Source organism: Actinoplanes sp. NPDC048967, assembly GCF_040649415.1.
In the GTDB taxonomy this organism is placed as follows: Bacteria; Actinomycetota; Actinomycetes; order Mycobacteriales; family Micromonosporaceae; genus Actinoplanes.
On sequence record NZ_JBEZFL010000004.1, the window covers coordinates 366,409 to 386,736 of the forward strand.

Sequence of the window (20,328 nt, forward strand, 5' to 3'; positions counted from 1 at the left end):
CGGTCCGTCAGGCGCGGGTGATGGTGACGTTGTCCACAGCCGCCTCCACCAGGCTCGCCGTGCCGGTGTCGGCCGCCTCCACTTGCAGCCGGATCGACTGCCCGGCGTACGCGGAGAGGTTGACCGTCGCGGCCTGCCACGCGGCAGCGCGGTTGCTGGCCGCCCCGGCCTGGGTGAAGACCGTGGTCGTGGTGCTGCCGGAGATGACCCGGACCCGGAAGTAGTCGCCGCTGGTCGCGTTGTTCAGGTGCGCGAGGTACCAGGAGAACGACAGGTTCAGCGTGCCGGTGGGCAGCGTGATCGCCGGCGACCGGATCGTCGTGATGCCGCCGTCGACGTCGTTGGCACCGGCGCTGGCCCCGGCGGCCGCCCCGGTGACCAGGTCGTTGGTGCCGCTGACCGTGGTGCCCAGCTGGGTGGCCACGCCCGAGCTGGTGGCGGCCGGGTCACCGCGTTCGAAGGCGCCGGCGGTCGCGGTGTCGGTGGCTCCGGCGTTGGTGGTCCAGCCGGTGGCGGTCTCGAACGTGTCCGAGTAAACCGTCTCGCCGGTCGGAGGCTCGGTGCCGCCGCCGTCGGCCAGCGCCCACACCGTGGCCGCGATCGCGTCGGAGTTGCGGTTCAGCGCCGTGTCGTTGATGTTCGCGGTGGTGTCACAGGAGGCGTGGTAGCAGGGGTCGAAGGCGCCGGTCGTACCGCCCCACAGGGTGACCTGGGCCGCGGTCTTGCGGCCCTCCGCCCCGGTGAAGATGCCGCCGGCGGGGATGCCCGCCGCGATGAACGGGCCGTAGTCGCTGCGCCCGTCGAAGTCGGTGCCGCGGGTCGGCACCCCGATCGACGCGTAGTACGCCTCCAGCGTGTCCTCGATCTCGGCGGAGCCCGCGGGGCCGGGGCCCGAGCCGGTGCCGTCGGAGTTGTCGCCGTCGTAGAGGAAGTAGCCCGGGTTCGGCGAGCCCACCATGTCGAAGTTCAGGTAACCGCCGATGGCCGCCTTCTGCGCCGAGCTCAGCGAGTTCACGTACGCGGTGGAGCCGCGCAGGCCCAGTTCCTCGGCACCCCACCAGCCGAAGCGCAGGTGCCGGGCGGGCTGGAAGCCGGTCCGGGCGACGGCCAGCGCGACCTCGAGGTTGGCGGCCGAGCCGGAGCCGTTGTCGTTGATGCCGGGGCCGGCCGTGACGCTGTCCAGGTGCGCGCCGACCATGAGGGTGTCGGAGGTGTCGCCGCCGGGCCAGTCCGCGATGAGGTTGTAGCCGGTCGCGCCGTTGTAGGTGAACGACTGCTGCTGCGTGGTGAAGCCGGCCGCGTCCAGCAGACCCTTCACGTAGGTGACCGAGGCCAGGTAGCCGGGCCGGCCGTGCGCGCGGTTGCCGCCGTTCGCCGTGGCGATCGACTGGAGCTGGGTGAGGTGCGCCTTGACGTTCGCGACGGCGATGTCGGGCGGTGCCACAGCGGCCGCGGCGACGGGAGCGGCCTGGACGGGGGCGGCGAAGAGGGCGGCGAGCAAGGCCGACGCGCCGATCATTGGAACTGCTCTCACGGGGTGTCCTCCGCGGGGCTCAGGGGGGCGCCGTCGCCCAGGGTGTGGCGACGGCCACGCCGAGCATCGCAGAGACGCAGTTCTATGCACTCATATCGAATGAGCCATATCTCAGCTGTCCGTGAAGAAGGTGCTCTGGATCATGCCCCACTTCTCGAAATTGCCGGGCCAGTCCAGATCCAGGGTCATCAGGCCGATCGCGTACGCCCGGCCGTCGTTGGCCGCGCGCCACCGGGTCATCGCGTGCATCCGGTCACCGTCGCGCCCGTCGTAGGTGTATTCCCAGTCCGCCGCCCGGGCCAGGCCGGGCACCCGGTCGATCCGCAGCTGGGTGTAGTTGCGCAGGTCACCGGCGGTCCGCAGCCGGGTCACTTCCTTGCGGCACGCCTGCACCGGGTCACCCTGCGGGCTGCGGTCGGGGTCGATGCTGAGGATCCTGAGATTGCTCGGGTCGCGGAAACAGATGGTCGTGCCGATGGTCTGATAGGTCCAGCCGTCCGGGACCGCGATGTGGAAGCCGGCGTCACTGAAATACGACCAGCCCGGATACAACGCCCAGCCGTCGCGCAGCTTCTCCGCCCCCGCGACCGGCGTGCGGGGCAGTCCGGGCGGTGCCGGGCTGGCGCAGTTCACCGGGCTGAAGCCACCCGAACTGCCGCCGCTGCCCGAGGACGTGACGACGCCGGGGGTGGGCCCGATCGCCTCCGGCTGGGCCCGGTCGTCGTCACCGCGCAGCGTCAGCCCGGCGGCGACACCGCCACCGGCGAGCACGGCCAGCACGACACCCGCGACGAGGAGCCGGCGGCGTGACCTCGGCGGCGCGACCTCGGCCGGGGCCGGGCGCTGGGCCGGGATGACCGGCTCGCTCGGGTGCTCCCCCTGCTCAGCGACCGGTCCGGGCGGATGGACGACACCGGGCAGGGCCGCGGCCAGGGCGGCACCGAGACCGCCGCCGGCCGGCTCGGCTTTCGCCTCGACGGGCTCAGGCTGCGGCCGCGGGCGGGCGTCCGGGCCGGGCTGATCATCGGGGGCCTTTCTGGGGCCGGGTACGACCGCACGGCCGAACGTCGTCCCGGACGTCCTCGACGGCGCGGGAAGCAGACCGGCCTCCGCCACGATTAGGCGCAGCCGTTCGGCCACCTCGGCGCCGGTGAGCCGTTCCACCGGCTCGCGGCGCAGCAGCCCGGTCAGCACGGGAGCCAGCGGCCCGGCCCGCACCGGCGGATCAGCCTCGTCCGTGGCCAGCGCCATCAGCGTCGCCATGGCACTGTCGCGGGCGAACGGGGACCGTCCCTCGACGGCGGCGTACAGGGTCGCGCCGAAGGACCAGAGGTCGGACTCCACGGTGGACGCCCCGTCACGGGCACGCTCCGGGGAGACGTACTGCGGGGAACCGACCACCATGCCGGGGCCGGTGACCGAGCCGTCGTCGACGAAGGTGGCCAGACCGAAGTCGGTGAGCACGACCCGGCCGTCGTGGCCGATCAGCACGTTGTGCGGCTTCACGTCGCGGTGCAGCACACCGGCCCGGTGCGCGGCGGTGATCGCCTCGAGCACGTCCAGGCCGATCCGGGCGGCCTCGGCCGGCGCGAACGGACCGTCCTCGCCGATGACCTGGTGCAGCGAGCGGGACGGGACGTACTCCATCACGATCCAGGGCAGATCGTCGGCGTGCACGACGTCGTAGATGCGCACCACGTGCGGGTGGTTGAGCCGGGCGGCGCTGCGGGCCTCGCGCAGGGTGCGGGTGCGCAGCCGGGCCTGCTCCTCGTCGGTCATCCACTCCGGCGGGACGAACTCCTTGACGGCGACGTCCCGGTCGAGCATCTCGTCGCGGGCCAGCCAGACCCGGCCCATACCGCCGGAGCCGACCGGCTCGAGGAGCCTGTACCGACCGGCGATGAGCATGCGCCTGACCGCCATCAGCCCCCATCCGTAGCTTCTTCGACCAGGATAGTCACCGGCGGCTGACCTGCGGAATCCTGATCACCCGGCCACCGCGTAGATCACCAGGTTGTCCGTGTACGACCGCAAGGTCCGGTCGAAGACCCCACCACAGGTGATCAGTCGCAGCTGCCGGTCCGGGGTCGGCCCGTAGACCTCTTCCGTCGGGAACGCCTTCTTCGGATACCAGGCCGTGGCAGTCACCGTGAACGTGACCGTACGGTCGCCGCGGGTGACTTCGATCTTGTCGCCCGTGGTGATCTCGCGCAGCCGGTAGAAGACGGCCGGACCCTGTTTCGAGTCGACGTGACCGGCCAGGACGGCCGGGCCCACGTCGCCCGGGGCTGTGCCGTCCGCGTACCAGCCGGCGTGCTCGTTGGTCTTCGGCGGCTGCAACTCACCGTTCGCGCCCAGCTTCAGCGTCTCCAGCGACGTGTCCACCCCGATGGCCTTGACCCGCAGGCGGGTCGGCGGGCCACTGAGATCCGAGGGCACGGTACGGAACGGATTCGGCGCACCCTCCATGTCCTCGGACGGCTGCACGGGCACCGCGGCGGCGCTCGGGCTGCCGGCCCAGCGGCCCAGCTTGTCGGGGCCGGTCGGCTCGCGGAGCATCAGGTAGCCGGTGGCCACCACGAACGCCACCAGCACCGATACCGCCAGGGGCAGCAGGACGCGCGCTTTACGGCGTACCTCCGGCTTGTCCGGGGCCGCGGCCCGGCCGGCCCCGGCTGCGGGACCGGCCTCGGGCTCCGGCGTCACGACTCTCATCCGGTACGCCTTCAAGCAGAGCGGGAGCGGCGCCTGAGCCCGACGAGCAGACCACCTGACGCCACCGCTGCGACCCCGGCGAACAGCAGGGCCATCGGCATCGGGGACTGCGGCTGCGTGCCGCCCTCGCCCGTGGCCACCCCGCCCTGGGGAACGCCACCCTGGCGCGCGGCGTCGATGTGCAGCTCCGGCTTCAGGCCGCCCTTCTTGTCGTCGAGCACCAGCAGCGAGTAGACGTTGCCGGCACCGAGCGTGCACGGAAGGTCACTGGTCGTGCCACCGCCGGTCGGCTTGACCCGGACCGTCCACTTGCCCGGGTTGACCTGGCGATAAGCCGTCGTGGTGGCGAACTGGACACCGTCGGCGATGGTCTTGCCGTTGGCCCCGCCGACGTCGAGGACCGGCGCGCGCACCGAGGCCTGGATGATCCGGATCTTGGACTCCCCGGCCCCCGGCAGCTTCAGGTCGTCCTTGAGCACCCGCAGACCGAGATCGGCGTAACGACCCACCCCGGCCACCGTGTACGCCGCGCCGTCGTCCACCGTGACCTGCGTGGTCAGCACCGGCGGGGTGCTCGCGGCGGCACCGGCCTTGCGCATCGCCACCGAATACGTGCCGGTGGGCAGGCGCAGGTAGTCGGACATGGCGCCGTACGCGACGCCGTCGAACTTCTGGTCCTTGACCGTGCCCGAGTCGGACTTCAGATAGACGTCCACGGCCGGGGTGTCGGGCGAAAGGTGGGCGAGCCGGACGTAACCGTCACTGGCTGCCCGGGCCGGGGTCGCGGAAAGGGTGATGGTCGCCAGCGCGGCAACGGCGGCCGCCGCGCTACCGAGGCGCCGTAAGGCGGAAACGCGATGGGTCACGGTGCCTCCTGTTCGTGAAGCCTCTGCGGCATCGTCGGTGGCGGCCATCGATGCGTACGCTCTGCGTTCATCAATGTGCCGCACGTCACCAGTCCGCACCATGGTCCTTCCGGTCGCGCGCGAGCGCCGGTTGAGTGCCCATCCTGTGCTCCAACGTCTGATTGATGCCCATCTTGTTAGGGCCATCCGCTACTGGTTCGGAGCCGTCACCCGGATGGATGTTTTCCGCGGTCGCCGATTTCTGTCAGACCCCGGGGGCACCATGGACATGTGCCAGACGTCCTCGAGCAGTTCGGCCTCGCCACCAGGGAGTGGTTCCGGGCCGCCTTCGCCGCGCCCACGGCCGCCCAGGCCGGCGCGTGGCGATCCATCGGCGCCGGCCGCAACGCGCTGGTGGTCGCGCCGACCGGCTCGGGCAAGACGCTGGCCGCCTTCCTCTGGTCGCTCGACCGGCTGGCCCACGAGCCCGTCCCGGCCGAGCCCAAGCACCGCTGCCGGGTGCTCTACGTCAGCCCGCTCAAGGCGCTGGCCGTCGACGTCGAGCGCAACCTGCGGGCCCCGCTGACCGGCATCCGGCAGGCGTCCGGACGGCTCGGGCTGCCGCCACCGGACATCACCGTCGGCATGCGCACCGGGGACACCCCGGCTGACGAGCGGCGGGCCTTCGCGCGTACGCCGCCGGACATCCTGATCACCACGCCGGAGTCGTTGTTCCTGCTGCTCACCTCGGCCGCCCGGGAGTCGCTCAAGGGCGTCGAGACGGTGATCATCGACGAGGTGCACGCGGTCGCGGCCACCAAGCGCGGCGCCCACCTGGCCCTCTCGCTCGAACGCCTCGACGCCATGCTGGGCCGCCCGGCCCAGCGGGTCGGGCTGTCCGCGACCGTGCGCCCGATCGACGAGACAGCGCGGTTCCTGGGCGGAGCCGGCGCCGTCGAGATCGTCCAGCCGCGCAGCAGCAAGACCATCGAGGTCTCGGTGACGGTCCCGGTGGAGGACATGACCCGCCTCGACGAGGTGCCCGAGGTCGACGCGGACGACCCCGGCGCGTCCCGGCGCACGCCGTCCATCTGGCCCGCCGTCGAGGAACGCGTGCTGGAGCTGATCCAGCAGCACCGCTCCACGATCGTGTTTACCAATTCGCGGCGCGGCGCCGAGCGCCTGTGCGCCCGGATCAACGAGCTGGCCGCCGAGGCCGTGGTCGAGCAGGCGGACCGCGCGCCCGCCGCGCTGATGGCCCAGTCCCCGATAGCCGCAGGAGCGGCACCGGTCATCGCCCGCGCCCACCACGGCAGCGTCTCCCGCGAGGAGCGCAAGCAGATCGAGGAGGCGCTCAAGTCCGGCCGGCTCCCGGCCGTGGTCGCCACCTCCAGCCTGGAGCTCGGCATCGACATGGGCGCGGTCGACCTGGTGGTGCAGATCGAGGCGCCGCCGTCGGTCGCCGCCGGGCTGCAGCGCATCGGCCGGGCCGGGCACCAGGTCGGGGCCGTCTCGCGCGGGGTCGTCTTCCCCAAGCATCGCGGTGACCTGCTCAGCTGCGCGGTCGTCGCCGAGCGGATGGGTGAGGGCGCGATCGAGGAGCTGCGCTATCCCCGTAACCCGCTGGACGTGCTGGCCCAGCAGATCGTGGCCATGGTCGCGCTGGACGCCTGGCAGGTCGACGAGCTGGCCGCGCTGGTGCGCCGGGCCGCGCCGTACGCGGAGCTGCCCGACTCCGCCCTGCACGCCGTGCTCGACATGCTCTCCGGGCGCTATCCGTCCACCGCGTTCGCCGAGCTGCGGCCCCGCCTGGTCTGGGACCGCACCACCGACGAGCTCACCGGGCGCCCCGGGGCCCAGCGGCTCGCCGTCACCAGTGGCGGCACGATCCCCGACCGCGGCATGTTCGGCGTCTTTCTGGCCGGCTCGGAGAAAGCGTCCCGGGTGGGCGAGCTCGACGAGGAGATGGTCTACGAGTCCCGGGTGGGCGACGTCTTCCTGCTCGGCTCGACCTCCTGGCGCATCGAGGACATCACGCCCGACCGGGTGCTGGTCTCCCCCGCGCCGGGCGCGCCGGCCCGGATGCCGTTCTGGAAGGGCGACGCGCTCGGCCGCCCGATCGAGCTGGGCCGGGCCATCGGCGCCCGGCTGCGCACCCTGACCCGCGCGGAGGACACCAAGGCGATCGCCTCGCTGCGCGATTCCGGGCTCGACGAGTGGGCGGCCGGCAACCTGATGGCCTACCTGCGTGAGCAGCGCGAGTCCACCCGCAATCTGCCCGACGACCGGACCATCGTGGTCGAGCGTTTCCGCGACGAGCTGGGCGACTGGCGCATGACCGTGCACTGTGTCCTGGGCGCCCGGGTCAACGCGCCCTGGGCGCTGGCCATCGCCCGCCGGCTCTCCGAGCGCTACGGCGTCGACGGCCAGGTCATGCCCTCCGACGACGGCATCGTCATCCGCCTGCCGGACACCGCCGAGGAGCCGCCCGGCGCCGACCTGGTCGCCTTCGACCCGGAGGAGATCTCCCAGCTCGTCGAGGAGTCGGTCGGCACGTCCGCGCTGTTCGCCTCCCGGTTCCGCGAGTGCGCCGCCCGGTCGCTGCTGCTGCCCCGCCGCGACCCGCGCCGCCGCCAGCCGCTCTGGCAGCAGCGCCAGCGCTCGGCCCAGCTGCTCGACGTGGCCCGCGAGTTCGCCGACTTCCCGGTCACCCTGGAAGCCGCCCGCGAGTGCCTGCAGGACGTCTTCGACGTGCCCGGGCTGGTCGGGCTGATGCGCGAGATCGCGGGACGCAAGGTCCGGCTGGTCGAGGCCGAGACCCCACGGCCGTCGCCGTTCGCCCGCTCCCTGCTCTTCGGGTACGTGGGCGCGTTCCTCTACGAGGGCGACGCACCGCTGGCCGAGCGGCGCGCCGCCGCCCTGGCTCTGGACTCGACTCTGCTGGGTGAGCTGCTCGGCCGCGTCGACCTGCGGGAGCTCCTCGACCCCACCGTGGTGACCGAGAGCGAGGCCCAGCTGCAGTGGCTCACCGCCGCCCGCAGCCCGCGCGACGCCGAGGACGCGGCCGAGCTGCTGCGCCTGCTCGGCGACCTGTCCGCCGCGGATCTCACCGCCCGCGGTGTCGAGCTCGACTGGCTGACGACCCTGCAGGCGAGCCGGCGCGCGATCCAGGTCCGCATCGCGAGCGAGGAACGCTGGATCGGCGTCGAGGACGCCGGCCGCTACCGCGACGCGCTCGGCGTGGCCCTGCCGGTCGGCGTAGCGGAGGCCTACCTCGAGCCGGTGGCCGACCCGCTCGGCGACCTCGTCGCCCGGTACGCCCGCACCCACGGCCCGTTCGCGGCGGCCACTTGCGCCGCCAGGTTCGGCCTCGGCGTCTTCGTCGTCGAGCAGGCCCTCAAGCGGCTCAGCGCCACCGGCCGGGTCGTCTCCGGCGAGTTCTCCCCCGGCGGCGCCGGCACCGAGTGGTGCGACGCGGAGGTGCTGCGGCTGCTGCGACGCCGCTCCCTGGCCGCGCTGCGCCGCGAGATCGAGCCGGTGCCACCGCGGGTGCTGGCCGCGTTCCTGCCGCGCTGGCACCAGATCGGCGGCAACTCCCGCGGCGTCGACGCCCTGGCGGCCACCATCGAGCAGCTGCAAGGCGTGGCCGCACCGGCCTCGGCCTGGGAACGCCTGATCCTGCCGGCCCGGGTCGCCGACTACGCCCCGCCCCAGCTCGACGAGCTGTGCGCCAGCGGCGAGGTGCTGTGGGCCGGCTCGGGCTCCATCCCGGGCGGCGACGGCTGGGTGACCCTCGCGTACGCCGACAGTGCCCCGCTGCTGCTGCCCCCGCCGGACGACGAGTTCGCGCTGACCCCGCAACACCAGTCGGTCCTGGACGCACTGGCGGACGGCCAGGCGCTGTTCTTCCGCAGCCTGTCCGACAGGATCGGCGCCACCGACGACACCGCCCTGGCCGAAACGGTCTGGGACCTGGTCTGGGCCGGTCACCTGACCAACGACACGCTGGCGCCCGTGCGCGCCCTGCTCGGCAGCAGCGGCGCCCACCGCGCGAAGGCAGCGCCCGCCCGCACCCGCTTCCGCCGTCCCGGCCGCCCGGCGATGCCGGCCCGATCCGGACCGCTGATGATGGTGGGCCGCTGGTCCCGCCTGCCGGAACGCGACCTCGACCCGACCCGCCGCGCGGCCGCCCTGGCCGACCTCCTGCTCGAACGACACGGCGTGGTGACCCGCGGCGCCGTGATGGCCGAGGGCGTGACCGGCGGCTTCGCGGCGGTGTATCCGGTGCTGGCCGCGCTGGAGGAGCGGGGCGCGGCCCGCCGCGGCTACTTCGTGGAAGGCCTGGGGGCGGCACAGTTCGCGGTGCCGGGCGCGGTGGACCGGCTGCGCGCCCTGGCCGAGCCCGCCGAGCTGGCCAAACGCACGGGCGCGACCGCGGTGGTGCTGGCGGCGACCGACCCGGCCAACCCGTACGGGGCGGCGCTGCCGTGGCCGGAACGAGTGGTGGACAGCGGCAACGGCGAGACGACACCGGCGACAGGCCACCGGGCGGGCCGCAAGGCAGGCGCCCTGGTGGTCCTGGTCGGCGGCGACCTGATCCTGTACGTCGAACGCGGCGGCCGGACGCTGCTGTCCTACCTGGACGACACGGAGGCGTTGACGGCGGCTGGGCAGGCGCTGGCGGGATCGGTGCGGTCCGGGGCGCTGGGGCCGATGTCGGTGGAGCGGGCGGACGGGGAGTCGGTGCATTCGTCACCGTTGCGGGACGCGTTGACCGGGGCGGGTTTCCGGGCGACGCCTCGGGGGCTGCGGCTGCGCGGCTGACCGGGTCCGCGGGCGTCCTGCGGATGCGGGCCGCCGCCGGCACCGGGACGCCGGACAGTTCGGTATCAGCCCGACGGCCGGTTCAGTGTCAGCGCCCGGGACGGGCGGTCAGGGCCGGCGGTTCTCCTCCGCCGGCCATCGGGTGATGAAGAGCCAGTCCAGGCCGTCCTCACCCAGATCGTCCAGGTGCTCTGCGCGGGTGAGGCCCGCGCGCTGGGCGACCTTCTGGGAGGCGACATTGTCCGGGCGGACCCGGGCGAGGATCGGCCACTCCGGAAGGTGGCGGCCGGCCCACTCCACCACGGCTGTCGCTGCTTCGGTCGCCACGCCGTTGCCCCAGGCCGCCGGGTCGAGGCGGTAGAAGAGGTTCAGGACTTCGATCTCGCGGAAGCGGACCACCTTGAGACCCGCAAAGCCGAGAATCTTGCGGGACTCGCGTTCCTCGACAACCCAGTAGCCGAAGCTGTGCCGGCGCCAATGGTCGTCCCACCGGCTGTAGAGGTGTTCGGCCTGGGCCAGCGTGGCGAGCAGGTCCGAAGGGTTGTGCCGGCTGGCCTCGGGGTCGCGGTGGATCGCGAAGATCGTTTCGAGGTCGGCCGGCCCGGGCCGACGCAAAGCCAGTCGCGCGGTGACAATCTCCACGCAACAGACTTTAGGCCCCGAGCCTGGACACCTCATCCCCGCCACCACCAAGACCGTCCCCACCAGGGCCAAACCACCGCAACGACCCCGCAGCCGCCCATCCCGGCCACCACCGACTCCAGCCGCGGGCCGTTCAAGGACCGCAACATGGGCGACGAGGGGGGCGGGCCGCGGCCCCGAGCCAACCGGCCACACTGATCCGCCGCCAAGACCCCGGGCGGTGGTCCGCCGGCGGACCGTGGCACCGCGCCACCGCATAAGACGCCACGCATCGGGCCCGGGCCGACCGCCGCACCTGAGCCGCCGCGCAGGACAGCAGGCGGTGCGTTGACCGGGATCGGGCCGGTGACCTCGGCGCCCGCAATCACGACGCCTGGAATCACCGGCCCGGACTGACGTCAGGGCAGCTGCGGTGCCACTGCGGCCGCGACCAGTTCGATGTGGTCGAGGTCGCTCAGGTCCAGCACCTGCAGGTACATCCGGGACGCGCCCGTCTCCGCGTACCGGCCGAGGATCTCCACCGCCTGGTCCGGCGTGCCCACCACCCCGCCGTTCCCCCGCATCTCGTCCACGTCGCGGCCGATCGCCGCCGCTCGGCGCTTCACTTCCGCCTCGTCGCGGCCCACGCAGAGCACCGCCGCTGCCGACAGCGCCGGCGGCTGAGCCCGGCCGAGCTGTTCGCTCGCCGCCCGGACCCGGTCGAACATCGCCGGCAGGTCCGCCACCTTCGCGAACGGGGCGTTGAACTCGTCGGCGTACCGGGCCGCCAGGGCCGGGGTGCGCTTCTTGCCGGCGCCGCCCACGATGATCGGCGGGCGGGGTGACTGGACCGGTTTGGGCAGGGCCGGCGAGTTCGTCACCTGGTAGTGCTTTCCCGCGAAGGTGTACTGCTCGCCCACCGGGGTCGTCCACAGGCCCTCGACAATCTCGAGTTGCTCCTCGAGGCGGTCGAAACGCTCGCCCACCGGCGGGAACGGGATGCCGTACGCGGTGTGTTCCTGCTCGAACCAGCCGCCGCCCAGGCCCAGCTCCACCCGGCCGCCGCTCATCGCGTCGACCTGGGCCACGCCGATCGCCAGCGGGCCCGGCAGCCGGAACGTCGCCGAGGTGACCAGCGTGCCGAGCCGGATCCGGGACGTCTGCACCGCCAGTGCGGCCAAGGTCAGCCAGGCATCGGTCGGGCCGGGCAGGCCGTCCCTGCCCATCGCGACATAGTGGTCGGAGCGGAAGAAGCCGTCGTAGCCGGTCTGCTCCGCAAGCTGGGCCACCCGCCGCAGGTCGTCGTGGGAGGCACCCTGCTGGGGTTCGGTGAAGATGACAAGACGCATAGATCAACAGTGCCAGAAGTGCCGCGACGCGCCCGGCCAGCCGCCACGCACGGAGTGTGCCGGGGCAGTAACGTGAACCACCATGGGCGGCTATGGATGGATCAGCCTCACCACCGACTACGGCACGTTCGACGGTTTCGCCGCCGCGTGCCGCGGGGTGATCGCGCGCATCGCTCCCGATGTGCGAGTCAACGACATCACCCACCACGTGCCACCCGCTGACGTGGCGCGTGGCGCCGCGGTGCTGGCCCAGACGGCACCGCACCTGCCGCCGTCGGTGCACGTCGCCGTGGTCGACCCCGGGGTCGGCTCGGAGCGGCGCGGCATCACGATCGGCACCCCCGGCGGCGTCCTGGTCGGTCCGGACAACGGGCTGCTGATCTGGGCGGCCGAGGCGCTGGGGGGCATCGACGACGTGTTCGAGCTCACCAACAAAGACTGGCTGCTCGGCGACGTCTCGCGCACGTTCCACGGCCGTGACGTGTTCTCCCCGGCCGCGGCGCGGCTCGCGCTCGGTGCGCCGCTGAGCGACGCCGGGCCGGCCGTCGCCCCGGAGACCCTGGTGCGGCTGCCCGACCCGGTCGTGGCGGTCGGCGACGGCTGGCTCGAGGCCGAGGTGCTCACCGTCGACCGCTTCGGCAACGTGCAGCTCGCGGCCGGCGGCGCGACGCTGTCCGGGCTGAGCCCGGACCTGGTGATCGGCGGGGTCAAGGCCCGGCGCGCCCAGACCTTCGCCGACGCCCAGCAGGGCGAGATGATCGTGTACGAGGACTCGGCCGGCCGCGTGGCCATAGCGGTCAACGGCGGCCGCGCAGTGGTCCTCCTCTCGGTCCGCCCCGGCGACATAGTCCGCGTCGCCGAACGCTGACCGAGCCGGGCCGAGCCGAACGCTGACCGGGCCGGGCCGGGCCGAGCCGGGTCGGACAGGCCGGGTCGGACAGGCCGGGTCGAGCCGTTTTCCGGCAGCCCGTCGGCGATCGTGCCGGAGAAGCTCAGCGGCACCCGGCCATGTCAGCCGCGGCGGATGCTGTCCCGTGATTTCGCGTAGGTGCGCGGCCCGACGATTCGCCACAGCAGCCGGGCCGGCCCGGGCAGCTGCGCGAGGAACATCTTCCGCTCCCGCGGGCTCGCCTCCTCGAGGATCGCGCCGACGAAGACCAGCGCCAGTTTGTTCTTCGGGATCGCTTCGCGGCCCCGCTCGTTGAGTGCGTGCCATTCGGCCGGGGTCACGTGCTCCGACACCAGCGGGAGCAGCTCGCGTTCCTCGTCGCCCAGGTGTTCGTCGAGGGCGCCGGACGCCTGGGCCAGCACGTCCGCGAGTTCGTCGCGGACGTCGGCGGCGGCCCGCGCACGCCAGCGGGCGGTCAGGTCGTCGATGCGGGTGAGCAGGCCGGCCAGGCGTTCGTGCTGCGCCTCCATCCGGTGCACCAGGTCGGCGCGCAGCCCGACGCGGTCGAGCATGACCGGCCAGAGCAGTTCGTCCTCGGCCTCGTGGTGGTGGTGCAGCGCCCCGGCCACGTTGGCCAGGTGCGAGCCGATGGTCTCGGCGCGGGCGGTGTCGCCGGGCGGCACCGCGCGGATCAGGGCGGGCAGGATGCGGAACTCGCGCCGGAACACCCGGTGCACGAGCACCATCTCCCAGGTGTCGACGCGGGTACCGGCGCGAGGTGGCCTGGGTTTTCCGCCGCGGACGGGCTCAGTGGTGGTCATGGGCTCAGGATGCGCGGGTCGGCTTGCAGACTGCCTGCAAGCGGCCTGCGTTTGTATGCTCCAGCCGTGCTGAGCTGCCGCGTTCTCGGGCCGACCGAGCTCGGTGCGGGCCGCGTCGTCCTCGATCTGGGCGGTCCGTTGCCGCGCCGGCTCGTCACCGCGCTCATCGCGGCCGGTGGCCGGCCGGTGGGCGGGGACGCGCTGACGGCGGCGGTGTGGGGTGATGATCCGCCGGCCAGCCCGGAGGTGTCGCTGCAGGCGTACGTGTCGCGGTTGCGACGGGCGCTGGGCGCCGAGCATCGGGAGGCGCTGCAGCGGGTCGGCGACGGATACCGGCTGACCGGCGCGGAGACGGATGTGGCGGCGTTCGAGGCGGGCGTTGCCCGCGGGCGGGAGCTGCTGGACGAGCAGCGGCCGGCCGAGGCCGTCCGCGCCTTCGACGCGGCCCTGCGGCTCTGGCGCGGGGAGGCGTTCGCGGATCTGGACGGGGCCGTCGAGGTCGAGGCCGCCCGGGTCCGGCTGGGCGAGCTGCGCCTGGTCGCGGTCGAGGAAAGGCTGGCGGCGCGCCTGGCCGTGGGCGACGCACCGGGCGCGGTGGCCGAGCTGACCCCAGCCGTACGCGCGGAGCCTTACCGGGAACGCCGCTGGGAACTGCTCATCCTCGGTCTCTACCGCAGCGCCCGCCAGGCCGAGGCGCTGTCAGCCCTGCGCAGGGTCCGCGCCCTGCTCGCCGACGACCTCGGGGTGGATCCCGGGCCGGCCCTGCAGTCCCTGGAACGGCGCCTGCTGGCCCAGGATCCCGGCCTGCTGCTCCCCGCCCGGCCCGGCCCGGCACCACGCCCGGTCATCAAGGCCCCGGCGGTGACCCGGCCGCTGTCCGCTTTCGTCGGCCGGGAAGGGGAGCTGGCCGCGCTCGAAGCCACCATGCCGGCCACTCGCCTGCTGTCCCTCGTCGGTCCGGGCGGCGCGGGCAAGACCCGGCTGGCGGTGGAGTACGCCGCCACCCGCCCGGACGGCGACGGCCCGTGGCTGGCCCGGCTGGCCGACGTCACGGAACCCGACGTGCTCGTCTCCACGATCGCCGCAGCCGCCGGTGTGCACCAGCCCGCCGAGCCCGGCCCGGCCGGCCTGAGCTCCGCCCTGAGCGGCCGGTCCGCGCTGCTCATCCTCGACAACTGCGAGCATCTTGTCGCCGCCGTCGCCGACCTGGTCGTCGAGCTGCTGGCCCGCTGCCCGCAGCTGCGGATCCTGGCGACGAGCCGGGAACCGCTCGGTGTCGACGGCGAACGGCTGCTGCCGGTCGCGCCCCTGCCGTCGGACGACGCCGTGGCGCTGCTGGTCGACCGGATCGGCGCGGTACGCCCGGGTTGGCATCCGGACGCTGACGACGAGACCCAGCTGGCGCGGCTGGCGGAGGTGCTGGACGGGATCCCGCTGGCGCTGGAGCTGGCCGCCGCCCGGGCCCGGGTGCTGGGTCTCGGCGAGCTGGTGTCGTTGCTCGGTGAGCGGTTCCCCGCCCTGGGCCGGGTGCCGCGCGGCGCCCTGGCCCCGCACGCCACGCTGGAGGCGGCCGTGGCCTGGAGTGTCGACCTGCTGCCGGCCGCCGACCGGGCGCTGCTGCTGCGGCTGTGGCCGTTCGCGGGCGGCTTCACCGTGGAGGCCGCCGCGGCGGTCGGCTCCGATCTGGAAGCGCTGTCCTCGCTGGTCACCCGCTCGGTGGTGAGCGCCGACACGACCGTGACGCCGACCCGCTACCGGCTGCTGGGCATCATCCGGGCGTACTGCCAGGAGCACGACCCCGAGCCGGCGGCGAGCCGGGCCGCGCAGGCCGCCTGGGTCCGCGCGCTGGTCGAGCGGACCGCGCCCGAGCTGCGCGGGGAACGCTCGGCGCACGCCATCCGGGTGCTCAACCGGGAGGTACCCAACCTGCGCGCCGCGCTGGCCCACGACCTCGTCGCGGACCCGGCAGCGGCGCTGCGGACGGCGGGGCTGCTGGAGTGGTTCTGGTTCCGGGGCGGGCACGTGGCCGAAGGGCTGCGGCTGCTGACCACGGCCCTGGCCGGAGCGCCGGACGCGCCCGCTCTCGACCGGGCACTCGCGCTGGCCACCTGCGGGACCCTGCGGTTCATCGGCGGGGACGTCGACGGCGCCGCCGAGTGCCTGTGGCAGGCGAAAGCTCTCCTCGCGGAGCCGGACAGCCAGGACGGGTGGCGCCTGGTCAGTCAGCTGCGCTACTACGAGTCGCTGCTGTGGTCGGCGCGCGGCGACTACGACACCGCCGCGGTCCGGGCCCGGGAGTCGATCGCGGTCAGTGTGCGGATCGGCGAGCGGTGGGCCGCGCCGGCCGGTGAAATGGCGCTCGGCGGGGCCCTGACCGGGCTGGGCGAGCTGCTGGAGAGCCGCCGGGTGCTCCAGGACGCGGCCGCGCACGCCAGTGAGCTGCGGCAGAACTGGATCGCCGCGATGAGCGAGCTGCTGCTGGCCCGGGCCTGGCTGGCCCCGGCCGATCCCGATCCGGCCGCGGCGCTGCGCGAGCTCGGCGCCGCCCTGGGCCGGTTCCGGGAGGAGGACGACGTCGGCAACGTCCTCTCCTGCCTGCACACCGGCGCGTACGCCCTCACGCTGAGCGGCCGGCCCGAGCTGGGTGCGACGCTGCTGGCCGCCGTACGCCACCAGGGCGCCCGCCGCGGACTACGGCCCGAAGCCACCGACCCGACGACCTCGGCCGCCCTGAACAACGCCCTCGATCAGGCCCTCGATCCGGTGACCCGGGCCGCCGCCGACGCCGGTGGCGCCACGCTGGAACCGGCCGCGATGATTGCGATGCTGTCGGCTGGGCAGGAGCAGAGCCATGCCCGAAGGTGACACCGTATGGAACACGGCGCGAGTCCTCGAACGCGCGCTGCAGGGCGACGTGCTCACCGGCTCGGACTTCCGGGTGCCGCAGCTCGCGACGACCGACCTGACCGGCTGGACGGTGGCCGAGTCGGCGAGCCGGGGCAAACACCTGCTGCTGCGGCTGACGAGCGGCGAACGGGCCATGACCCTGCACTCGCACCTGCGGATGGAGGGCGCCTGGCGGGCGTACGCGCCGGGTGAGCGCTGGACCGGCCGCCCGGCACACCTGATCCGCGTGGTGCTGCGGACGAAACGCTCGGTGGCGGTCGGCTACCACCTGCACGAGGTGGCGCTGCTGCCCACGGCCGAGGAGGAGAAGCTGCTCGGCCACCTGGGACCGGACCTGCTCGGCACCGACTGGGACCCGGACGAGGCGGTCCGCCGGATCGCGGCGAAGCCGGACGTCCCGATCGGTGAGGCGCTGCTGGACCAGCGCAACCTCGCCGGCGTCGGCAACCTCTACAAGGCCGAGACGCTCTTCCTGCGCGGGCTGTGGCCGTGGACGCCGGTCTCCGCGGTGGCGGACCTGGCCGGCACGGTGAAGATGGCGCAGAAGCTGGTGGCCTCCAACCGCGGACGCTGGACGCAGACCACCACCGGTTCCCTGCGCCGGGGGCAGACCAGCTACGTCTACGGTCGGCGGGCGCAGCCCTGCCGGCGCTGCGGGTCGGCGATCCAGAAAGAGGACCAGGAGGAACGGATCACCTACTGGTGCCCGCGCTGCCAGCCGAAGCCGGCCCCGCCCGGGTCCTAGGCCGCGGGGGTGGCGGGCCGCCGCAGCTCGGACAGCCCCTCGGCGATGCCGCGCAGGCGGTCGGTCGCCTCGATCAGGCCGCCGAGCGCCGGGTGCTGGGTGGAGGCCGGGTGGCCCTCCTCGGCGACATAGCTCGCCGCGGCCGCGACCAGCCGCTCGTACGCGGCCACGCCCTCGGTGAACTGCTTGGCCAGGCTCTCGTGGGCCTGCTCGATCCCGGGGCGCTGATCCGGCGGGCTGAGCGGGATCGCCCGTTCGACGCTGGCCACCCGCTGGCCCAGGTCTCGCAGCCACTGCTCGGCCACCGCGGCCTCCAGCATCGCGGCCTCGCCGGGTCCGGTCAGCCGGCCGGCCAGCCCGGTCAGCGTCATGGCCGCCCGGTCCAGCCTGTCCCAGGCCTGGGCGACGGCCGAACCGCGCAGCGCGTAACGCTCCTTGTGCCGGCGGACCTCCTGCAGCACCTGCCGGCCCGCCGGGAACCGCTCGACGGCCGCCACCAGCCGCTGGCCGGGGATGGCCGGCGGGGCGGGCGGCGGCGCCGGGATCGCGGCCAGCGCCCGGTGGTCACTCCAGCGCCACCAGGCCAGCGCCACGGACGCACCCGCCGACGCGGCCCAGGCCGCGTCGGCGAGCCCGATGCCCGCGTACGGGGTGAGCACGGCAGCGGCAGCGGTCAGCCCTCCGCCGATGACGCTCCAGCGCCGGGCGGACCCCCGCAGCTTTCTGAGCTGCCGGAAGTACCTGCTCCGCTCGTCCACCGTTCACTCCTCCCCGGGTGGGGTGCTCAGCCCGTGGCCGAGGTGTCCCCACGCTTGGCGTTCATGCTTGCCCTGATCTCGTCGAGCCGGGCCACGCTGGCCGGGTCGGCTGCCGGGGCGGCGTTGTTGCCCGCCTCCACAGCCGGCTTGCCCGCGGTGCCGCCGAGCTGCTCGCCGGCCATGCTGGCCCGGATCTGCTCCAGCCGCGAGGTGCCGGCCATGTCGAGGCTCGACTTCTGCACCTCGAGCATGCGGCCCTCGACGGAGTTCGACGCCAGTTCGGCCCGGCCCATCGCGTTGGCGTACCGCTGCTCGATCTTGTCGCGGACCTCGTCCAGGGACGGGGTGTTGCCCGGCGCGGAGAGCGACGACATCGACTCCAGCGACTTGGCCACCGTCTCCTGCATCTTGGCCTGCTCGAGCTGGCTGAGCAGGCGGGAGCGCTCGGCGATGCGCTGCTGGAGCACCATCGCGTTGTTCTCCACCGCCTTGCGGGCCTGGCCGGCCGCCGACAGCGCCTGGTCGTGCAGCGTCTTCAGGTCTTCCATCGACTGCTCGCCGGAGACCAGCTGGGTGGCGAGCGTCTGCGCGGTCGACTCGTACTTCTGCGCCTCGGCCTCGTCACCACCGGCCCGGGCCCGGTCGGCCAGCACCAGGGCCTGGCGGGCCATGCCCTGCAGCTTCTCGACCTCGGACATCTGCCGGGACAGCTTCATCTCCAGCTGCCGCTGGTTGCCGATCACGGCGGCAGCCTGCTGGACGAGCGCCTGGTGCTGGCGCTGGGCATCCTCGATGGCCTGCTGGATCTGCACCTTGGGGTCGGCGTACTCATCGATCTTGGCGCCGAAGAGCGCCATCATGTAGCGCCAGCCCTTGACGAACGGGTTCGCCATATCCGCGGTATCCCCTCAATGTCGCTCAGTCGGACGCGCCACCGACGCGGGACCGAGGGGTCTTCACGATGGCGCGAAGTCCATCGTGTCAGCTCCACGCCACCGGCGTCACGTGACCTACGGGGGATCTCAGGGTCGGACGAGGGTTCCCCCGACATCGAGGCTACGCGCCGATACGCGTTCCGGCGACGCCGGAACGCGTAGGGGCGGTGCTGAGGATCAGGCTGCGTAGACGATGTCGCGCCCGCGCTTGCGGGTCGCGTGCAGGGTCGCCTTGAGCGGAGACTCACTCCGGACGGAGACGGAGACGGTCCCGTCGGAGGTCACCTGGCGCACGGCCGGGGCCTCGCTCTTCTTGACCGGAGCCGCCTTGATCGGGGAGCCGGTGAGCGGAACGGGGTTGGCGCCCGCACCACTGGTCTCGACGGTGGTGGGCTCGAGCGGGGCGAGAACACCGTCCATCCCCTCGGCGAGCGCGAGCGTGCCGCTCACTTCACCCAGGACCTCGGACAGGCGCGCACCCAGTGCCTCGCAGATCGCGGCGAGCAGCTCGCTGGACGCTTCCTTCTGGCCACGTTCGATCTCGGAGAGATACCCCAGGCTGACGTTGGCGGCGGTCGACACCTCACGCAGCGTGCGATGCTGACCCTGCCTGCGCGCCCGAAGTGCGTCACCGATAACCCGGCGTAGCAGGACCATGGCACCTCCTCCTGCGGCGGGGCCGCCGGCAACCGCCGGAGGCTTCCCGCAACCGTACCCGCTACCGGCTACACCGACATCCCGCCCCGCCGAAATGCGGGACGGGCGGGAACGCGCGGGTGCCCGCGGGGCTGCTGAGACGGGCGGCGGGCGGCTTTCACCCACTCACCCGATCGAGACAACGCGACTGGTCAGCCCGCGATTCCCGCGGTCGAGCCGCGCAGCTGGGCGACGAGCAGCGACAGGGCGGACGTCACACTCGCGACGCGGACGTCCTGCCGGGAACCCGGCAGGTTCAGCTCCTGGACAGTGGCTCCGCCCGGTCCGGCCGCCGCGACGAAGACCATCCCGACCGGCTTGCCGTCCTGCGGCTCCGGCCCGGCGACCCCGGTCGTGGCCAGGCCCCAGTCCGAACCGCAACGCTCCCGCACACCCTCGGCGAGGGCCAGGGCGACGTCCGGATCGACCGGCCCGCGCTCGTCCAGCAGCTGCCGGGGCACGCCGGCCAGGGTGTGCTTCAGCTCGGTGGCGTAGACCACCATGCCGCCCTTGAACACCGCGCTGACCCCGGCGATCTCGACGATCGTGGCGGCGAGCAGGCCACCGGTCAGCGACTCCGCGACCGACAGCGTCTGGTGCCGGTCGACCAGGGCGTGCACCACCGCGGCGGCGGCCACCCCGGGATCATCGATCCTGCCTTCGCTCATGTCCCGATTCTGCCAAGCGTG

The 20,328-nt window shown here is 73.5% G+C and carries 15 protein-coding genes; 4 read left to right on the plus strand and 11 right to left on the minus strand.

The genetic code is table 11. The annotated features are described in order from the left end of the window. Positions 1-7: 7 nt before the first annotated feature. The 4 genes from AB0C12_RS19425 to AB0C12_RS19440 all read right to left on the minus strand — a co-directional run bounded on the left by AB0C12_RS19425 (position 8) and on the right by AB0C12_RS19440 (position 5,115). On the minus strand, positions 8-1,519 hold the full coding sequence (locus tag AB0C12_RS19425; protein ID WP_360550545.1) for a M28 family peptidase: 1,512 nt from the start codon (positions 1,517-1,519) through the stop codon (positions 8-10). Between the two features lie 126 nt (positions 1,520-1,645). Further along, positions 1,646-3,442, minus strand: coding sequence for a protein kinase (locus AB0C12_RS19430; protein ID WP_360549734.1), 1,797 nt, complete (start codon positions 3,440-3,442; stop codon positions 1,646-1,648). Positions 3,443-3,520: 78 nt separating this feature from the next. After that, a complete protein-coding gene (locus AB0C12_RS19435) occupies positions 3,521-4,249 on the minus strand; it encodes a class F sortase (protein ID WP_360549736.1) in 729 nt (242 codons plus the stop codon). A gap of 11 nt (positions 4,250-4,260) precedes the next feature. Beyond that, positions 4,261-5,115: a DUF4397 domain-containing protein gene (locus AB0C12_RS19440; protein WP_360549738.1), complete on the minus strand. Its 855-nt coding sequence runs from the start codon at positions 5,113-5,115 to the stop codon at positions 4,261-4,263. Between the two features lie 270 nt (positions 5,116-5,385). Here AB0C12_RS19440 and AB0C12_RS19445 point away from each other — a divergent pair, with 270 nt between their 5' ends. Next, on the plus strand, positions 5,386-9,918 hold the full coding sequence (locus tag AB0C12_RS19445; protein ID WP_360549740.1) for an ATP-dependent helicase: 4,533 nt from the start codon (positions 5,386-5,388) through the stop codon (positions 9,916-9,918). Positions 9,919-10,026: 108 nt separating this feature from the next. On the opposite strand, the gene AB0C12_RS19450 is transcribed toward AB0C12_RS19445, so the two are convergent. Beyond that, a complete protein-coding gene (locus AB0C12_RS19450) occupies positions 10,027-10,560 on the minus strand; it encodes a GNAT family N-acetyltransferase (RefSeq protein ID WP_360549742.1) in 534 nt (177 codons plus the stop codon). Between the two features lie 398 nt (positions 10,561-10,958). After that, positions 10,959-11,888, minus strand: coding sequence for an LLM class F420-dependent oxidoreductase (locus AB0C12_RS19455; protein ID WP_360549744.1), 930 nt, complete (start codon positions 11,886-11,888; stop codon positions 10,959-10,961). 82 nt (positions 11,889-11,970) lie between these two features. Here AB0C12_RS19455 and AB0C12_RS19460 point away from each other — a divergent pair, with 82 nt between their 5' ends. Further along, positions 11,971-12,756 carry an SAM-dependent chlorinase/fluorinase gene (locus AB0C12_RS19460; protein WP_360549746.1) on the plus strand — a complete coding sequence of 262 codons (786 nt, stop codon included), beginning with the start codon at positions 11,971-11,973 and terminating at the stop codon, positions 12,754-12,756. A gap of 143 nt (positions 12,757-12,899) precedes the next feature. Here AB0C12_RS19460 and AB0C12_RS19465 read toward each other — a convergent pair whose 3' ends face one another. Next, the gene (locus AB0C12_RS19465) at positions 12,900-13,598 is read right to left on the minus strand and encodes a hemerythrin domain-containing protein (protein WP_360549748.1); all 699 of its coding nucleotides are present in this window, start codon (positions 13,596-13,598) and stop codon (positions 12,900-12,902) included. 66 nt (positions 13,599-13,664) lie between these two features. Between AB0C12_RS19465 and AB0C12_RS19470 the strand changes: the two genes are divergently transcribed. Both AB0C12_RS19470 and AB0C12_RS19475 read left to right on the plus strand, forming a co-directional pair. Next, on the plus strand, positions 13,665-16,463 hold the full coding sequence (locus tag AB0C12_RS19470; RefSeq protein ID WP_360549750.1) for a BTAD domain-containing putative transcriptional regulator: 2,799 nt from the start codon (positions 13,665-13,667) through the stop codon (positions 16,461-16,463). After that, complete coding sequence (locus AB0C12_RS19475; RefSeq protein ID WP_360549752.1) at positions 16,450-17,250, plus strand: DNA-formamidopyrimidine glycosylase family protein; 801 nt, start codon at positions 16,450-16,452, stop codon at positions 17,248-17,250. Before AB0C12_RS19470 ends, AB0C12_RS19475 begins: the two co-directional genes overlap by 14 nt. On the opposite strand, the gene AB0C12_RS19480 is transcribed toward AB0C12_RS19475, so the two are convergent. The 4 genes from AB0C12_RS19480 to AB0C12_RS19495 all read right to left on the minus strand — a co-directional run bounded on the left by AB0C12_RS19480 (position 17,247) and on the right by AB0C12_RS19495 (position 20,307). After that, on the minus strand, positions 17,247-18,008 hold the full coding sequence (locus tag AB0C12_RS19480) for a hypothetical protein (RefSeq protein ID WP_360549754.1): 762 nt from the start codon (positions 18,006-18,008) through the stop codon (positions 17,247-17,249). The two genes, AB0C12_RS19475 and AB0C12_RS19480, sit on opposite strands and share 4 nt — an antisense overlap. A 26-nt stretch (positions 18,009-18,034) precedes the next feature. Further along, a complete protein-coding gene (locus AB0C12_RS19485; RefSeq protein ID WP_360549756.1) occupies positions 18,035-18,901 on the minus strand; it encodes a PspA/IM30 family protein in 867 nt (288 codons plus the stop codon). Between the two features lie 219 nt (positions 18,902-19,120). Beyond that, the gene (locus AB0C12_RS19490; RefSeq protein WP_360549758.1) at positions 19,121-19,600 is read right to left on the minus strand and encodes a helix-turn-helix transcriptional regulator; all 480 of its coding nucleotides are present in this window, start codon (positions 19,598-19,600) and stop codon (positions 19,121-19,123) included. A gap of 191 nt (positions 19,601-19,791) precedes the next feature. Continuing rightward, entirely contained in the window at positions 19,792-20,307 is a 516-nt protein-coding gene (locus tag AB0C12_RS19495; protein WP_360549760.1) for a CinA family protein, read from the minus strand. Between the last annotated feature and the right edge of the window lie 21 nt (positions 20,308-20,328).

Coding starts and splice junctions, on each gene's coding strand:
- AB0C12_RS19490 (WP_360549758.1), bottom strand. CDS start 19,600: ATGGTCCTGCTACGCCGGGTTATCGGTGACGCACTTCGGGCGCGCAGG.
- AB0C12_RS19425 (WP_360550545.1), bottom strand. CDS start 1,519: ATGATCGGCGCGTCGGCCTTGCTCGCCGCCCTCTTCGCCGCCCCCGTC.
- AB0C12_RS19430 (WP_360549734.1), bottom strand. CDS start 3,442: ATGCTCATCGCCGGTCGGTACAGGCTCCTCGAGCCGGTCGGCTCCGGC.
- AB0C12_RS19465 (WP_360549748.1), bottom strand. CDS start 13,598: ATGACCACCACTGAGCCCGTCCGCGGCGGAAAACCCAGGCCACCTCGC.
- AB0C12_RS19460 (WP_360549746.1), top strand. CDS start 11,971: ATGGGCGGCTATGGATGGATCAGCCTCACCACCGACTACGGCACGTTC.
- AB0C12_RS19495 (WP_360549760.1), bottom strand. CDS start 20,307: ATGAGCGAAGGCAGGATCGATGATCCCGGGGTGGCCGCCGCCGCGGTG.
- AB0C12_RS19485 (WP_360549756.1), bottom strand. CDS start 18,901: ATGGCGAACCCGTTCGTCAAGGGCTGGCGCTACATGATGGCGCTCTTC.
- AB0C12_RS19475 (WP_360549752.1), top strand. CDS start 16,450: ATGCCCGAAGGTGACACCGTATGGAACACGGCGCGAGTCCTCGAACGC.
- AB0C12_RS19435 (WP_360549736.1), bottom strand. CDS start 4,249: ATGAGAGTCGTGACGCCGGAGCCCGAGGCCGGTCCCGCAGCCGGGGCC.
- AB0C12_RS19455 (WP_360549744.1), bottom strand. CDS start 11,888: ATGCGTCTTGTCATCTTCACCGAACCCCAGCAGGGTGCCTCCCACGAC.